The 4,196-nt window shown below is 70.7% G+C and carries 4 protein-coding genes; all 4 read left to right on the top strand.

Going from position 1 to position 4,196, the window contains the following annotated elements:
• Positions 1-17 precede the first annotated feature (17 nt).
• Positions 18-1,337 (top strand): Na+/H+ antiporter NhaA, encoded by a 1,320-nt coding sequence (gene nhaA, locus D7X12_RS45675; protein ID WP_120630378.1) that lies wholly within the window; start codon positions 18-20, stop codon positions 1,335-1,337.
• Positions 1,334-3,016 (top strand): ABC1 kinase family protein, encoded by a 1,683-nt coding sequence (locus tag D7X12_RS39940; protein ID WP_120630377.1) that lies wholly within the window; start codon positions 1,334-1,336, stop codon positions 3,014-3,016. Before nhaA ends, D7X12_RS39940 begins: the two co-directional genes overlap by 4 nt.
• 152 nt (positions 3,017-3,168) lie before the next feature.
• On the top strand, positions 3,169-3,666 hold the full coding sequence (locus tag D7X12_RS39935) for a hypothetical protein (RefSeq protein ID WP_147443958.1): 498 nt from the start codon (positions 3,169-3,171) through the stop codon (positions 3,664-3,666).
• The coding region (locus D7X12_RS39930; RefSeq protein ID WP_147443957.1) for a hypothetical protein at positions 3,666-4,196 on the top strand (531 nt) is incomplete at its 3' end. The genes D7X12_RS39935 and D7X12_RS39930, both read left to right, overlap by 1 nt.

The following is a 4,196-nucleotide window of genomic DNA, read 5'->3' as shown; positions in this document are numbered from 1 at the left end:
GTCGTCGGCAGCGTCAGATGTTTATAAGAGACAGGTTCCAGGTCGCGCTCGCTCCCGTGCAGGCGTTCTTCCGCCTGGAGGCCAGCAGCGGCATCCTCCTGGCCCTCTGCGCGCTGGCCGCGCTCGTGTGGGCCAACTCCCCCTGGGGGGCCACCTACACGGCCGTGTTCGACGCCCCCTTGCACCTGGAGGTCGCCGGCCACGCCAGCGGGTTCACCTTCCGGGAGCTCATCAACGACGGGCTGATGACGCTCTTCTTCTTCCTCGTGGGGATGGAGATCAAGCGAGAGCTGTCGTCCGGGGAGCTGCGCACCTTCTCCCGCGCGCTCCTGCCCCTCATCGCCGCGCTGGGCGGCATGGTGGTGCCCGCGGGGCTGTACCTCGCCTTCACGCACGGCACGCCCGCGCAGGGCGGCTGGGCCATCCCCATGGCCACGGACATCGCGTTCGCCATCGGGTGCCTCACGCTGGTGAAGGCGCGCGTGGGCCACGGGCTGGTGGTGTTCCTCACCGCGCTCGCCATCTTCGACGACATCGGCGGCATCCTCGTCATCGCCCTCTTCTACGGCACCGGCATCCACGGGGACTGGCTCGCGATCTGCGCGGGCCTGGGGGCGGCGCTCTGGGTGCTCAACCACTTCTACGTGCGCAACGGCCTCTTCTACGCCGCCGTGGGCGCCGCGCTCTGGTACGCCATGCACCACGCGGGCATCCACGCGACGCTGTCCGGCGTGGTGCTGGGCCTGGCCATCCCCGCGCGGCCCACGCGTCCGGGGCGCGAGGTGCTGGAGGAGCTGGCCACGTACATCCAGGGGCTCGTGGCGCGGGCGGATGACGAGGGCCAGCGCGGCGCGCAGCTGCTCCACATCGAGGAGGCGCTGGAGGACATCGAGCCGCCGCTCAACCGCTTCGTGCACCTGTGGCACGGCTTCGTGGCGTACGGCATCGTGCCGCTGTTCGCGCTCGCCAACTCTGGCGTGGACGTGTCCGGCATGGGCCTTTCGGACCTGCTCAAGCCCCTGCCCCTGGGCATCATCGTCGGCCTCTTCGTGGGCAAGCAGGTGGGCATCTTCCTCTTCACCTGGGCCGCGGTGAAGGCGGGCGTGTCGCCCCTGCCGGGCGGGGGGAGCCTCGCGCAGGTGCACGGGGTGGCGGTGGTGGCGGGCATCGGCTTCACGGTGGCCCTCTTCGTGGGGGGGCTGGCCTTCGCCGGACAGCCGGCACTGTTGGCGGAAGCCAAGCTGGGCATCCTCACCGGCTCACTGCTCTCCGCCGGGGTGGGCTACGTGCTATTGCGCTACGTGGCCCGGCCGGCGCCCGCGCCCTCCTCTCCATGAACCTCCAGGACCTCAACCGCATCCGGCAGATCACCGTCATCGCCGCCCGCCATGGCTTCGGCGAGGTGGCGGAGCGCGCGGGCGTGTGGCGCATGCTCGGCCGCAAGGAGAAGGTGGAGGTCTCCCAGGAGTCGCAGCGCACGTCCACCGCGCACCGCTTCCGCATGTTCCTCGCGGAGCTGGGGCCCACGTTCATCAAGCTGGGCCAGGTGCTCTCCACTCGCGCGGACCTGCTCCCCGCGGAGTTCGTGGAGGAGCTGGCCACCCTCCAGGACAACGTGGAGGCCATCCCCCTGGAGCAGATCCACGCGCAGATCCGCGAGGCGCTGGGCAAGGACGTCCAGGAGCTGTTCGCGCACGTGGATCCGGAGCCGCTCGCCGCCGCGTCCATCGCCCAGGTGCACCGCGCGGTGACGCTGGAGGGTGAAGAGGTCGTCATCAAGGTGCAGCGGCCCGGCATCGCCCAGCGCATCGACGCGGACCTGGGCGTGCTGCGCTCGCTGGCGCGCCTGCTGGAGGCCGTGGTGGAGGAGACGGGCATCTACACGCCCTCCGGCATCGTGGACGAGTTCGACCGGGCCATCCACGAGGAGCTGGACTTCATCAACGAGGCCACCAACATCCGCGCGTTCCTGGAGACCCACAAGGAGCGCCCGTACCTCAAGATTCCGCGCGTCTACGCCTCGCTCTCCAGCCGCACCGTGCTCACGCTGGAGTTCATCCGCGGCGAGAAGATCAACCCCGCGGGCATGGCGGACGCGGACCGCAAGCAGGTGGCGCAGAACCTGCTGGAGGCCAGCTTCCGCCAGCTCTTCGACGATGGCCTCTTCCACGGCGACCCGCACCCGGGAAACCTCCTCCTCATGGAGGGCAACCGGCTGGCGCTGCTGGACTTCGGCGTGGTGGGCCGGCTCACGCGCCCCATGCAGGAGACGCTGGTGATGCTGTGCCTCGCGGTGGCGCTCAAGGACAGCGACTCCGTGGCGCGCATCCTCTACCGCGTGGGCGTGCCCGACGCGCGCGCCAACCTGATGGGCTTCCGCAACGACATCGAGTCCATCCTCGGCCAGCACCTGCCCACCACGCTGGGCCAGGTGGACGCGCGCACGCTCCTGCGCGACCTCCTGGACCTGGCGGTGAAGTACCGCATCCGCATCCCCAAGGAGTACGCGCTGCTGTCGCGCGCCTCCATCTCCACGGAAGGCATGCTGCGAAGCCTCTACCCGGAGATGAACATCCTGGAGGTCGCGCTGCCGTACGCGAAGGAGCTGATGGCCGGGCGCTACGACGCAAGCCAGCTCCAGGGCGGCCTCATGCGCACGCTCCTGCGCTTCCAGTCCATGGCGCAGGACCTGCCCACGCAGCTGTCGCAGATCCTGATGGACCTGGAGACGGGGAAGTTCAGCGTCACGGTGCGCGCCGAGCAGTTCGACAAGCTCAACGAGAACCTGCGCAGCGTGGCCGTCATCGCCTTCCTGGGCCTGTGCGCGTGCGGCTTCATCGTGGGCGCGTTCATCGCCTTCGCGCCCCGGCCGCCCATGTACGGCAACGTGCCGGTGCTGGGCATCGTGGGCATCGCGGTGGCGGCGGCGCTCTTCGGCGCGGTGCTCACCTGGTACCTGTTCGGTGGCCGCTTCGGAAAGGTGAGCGTCAGCCGCTTCCTGAAGAAGAAGCGCTAGCCAGCAGGCCCGGAGTCCGCCGGGGCGTGGGACGCGGGTGTGACACGGGCCCACCCGGGCTTGCCCGGCAGGACGAGGCATGTGTCACGGGCGCTGAGAGCGGATCCGTTGAGGGGTGCACAGTCGCGCGCGGCCCGGGTAGGCTGCGGACCGTGTCGTCCCCCCCTCTTGCCCACGTGGTCGTCTTGTTCGCGAACCCTTCCGACGCCCGTCGTCCGTCCCGCGCCCCGCTGGCCTCGTTGTTCGCGGCCGCGCTCCTCGCCACCACCGCCGGCTGTGCTGGGGGGCTGGATGACCCTGACCGCTTCACCGGGGGCACTGCCAACTCCTGCGCGCCGGGGACCACCGCCTCGAGCGTCCTCCAGGCGCAGTGCTTCGCCTGCCACTCCACCGACAGCGTCAAGAACAACAACGGCGGCGGGTTGGATCTGCAGGCCGCCGGGTTGCCGGGCCGGCTCTACACCACCACCGCGACGTGCCAGGCCGTTCCCATGGCGGACAGCGCCAACCCGTCCGCGTCGTTCTTCCTGAAGAAGCTGACGGACTCGCCTGGCTGTGGCGCGAAGATGCCGCAGGGCGGTTCGCTCAACGCGGCGGACACCGCGTGCCTCACCGAGTGGCTGGTCGCCGGAAAGCCGGGCTCCCCGTGATGACCCGCCCCCGTTCCTCCTCCGTCGCCGCCCTCCTGGGCGCGGCCCTGCTGCTGGGCCCCGTGGCGCACGCCGCGCCGAAGAAGCCCGCGAAGACGACGCAGTCCGCGAAGAAGTCGAAGGCCGCCAGCAAGAGCAAGAGCAAGAGCAAGGTGGAGGTGCGCCGGGTCGCGGTGCTCGCCTCCGGTCCGCACGCGGACGCCGCGCGCGCCGCGCTGGAGGCGGAGCTCTCCCGCCGGCCGGCCCGCTACGAGGTCGTCCCCGAGTCCGCGGTGCGCTCCGCCGCCTCGCGCCTGGGCCTGGACCCCACGACGCCCGCGGGCGCCACGGCCGTGGCGAGCGAGCTGGGCCTGAGCGCGGTGCTGGTGGCGGACACGTCCACCGCGGGCAAGAAGCCGCAGGTGCGCGTCACCGCCCTGGGCTTCTTCGAGACGGTGGAGATCACCCAGCACCCGGGCAGCACCGACAACGCCATCGTGTTGCAGGTGGAGGTGAAGGAGAAGGCCACCGGCACCTTCCAGGTGGGCCTG

Origin of the sequence: Corallococcus sicarius (genome assembly GCF_003611735.1) — a bacterium.
Lineage (GTDB): Bacteria > Myxococcota > Myxococcia > Myxococcales > Myxococcaceae > Corallococcus > Corallococcus sicarius.
Note: the sequence above shows the minus strand (reverse complement) of the source record. Positions and strands in the feature narration are given on the sequence as shown.

Coding starts and splice junctions, on each gene's coding strand:
- D7X12_RS39940 (WP_120630377.1), top strand. CDS start 1,334: ATGAACCTCCAGGACCTCAACCGCATCCGGCAGATCACCGTCATCGCC.
- nhaA (WP_120630378.1), top strand. CDS start 18: ATGTTTATAAGAGACAGGTTCCAGGTCGCGCTCGCTCCCGTGCAGGCG.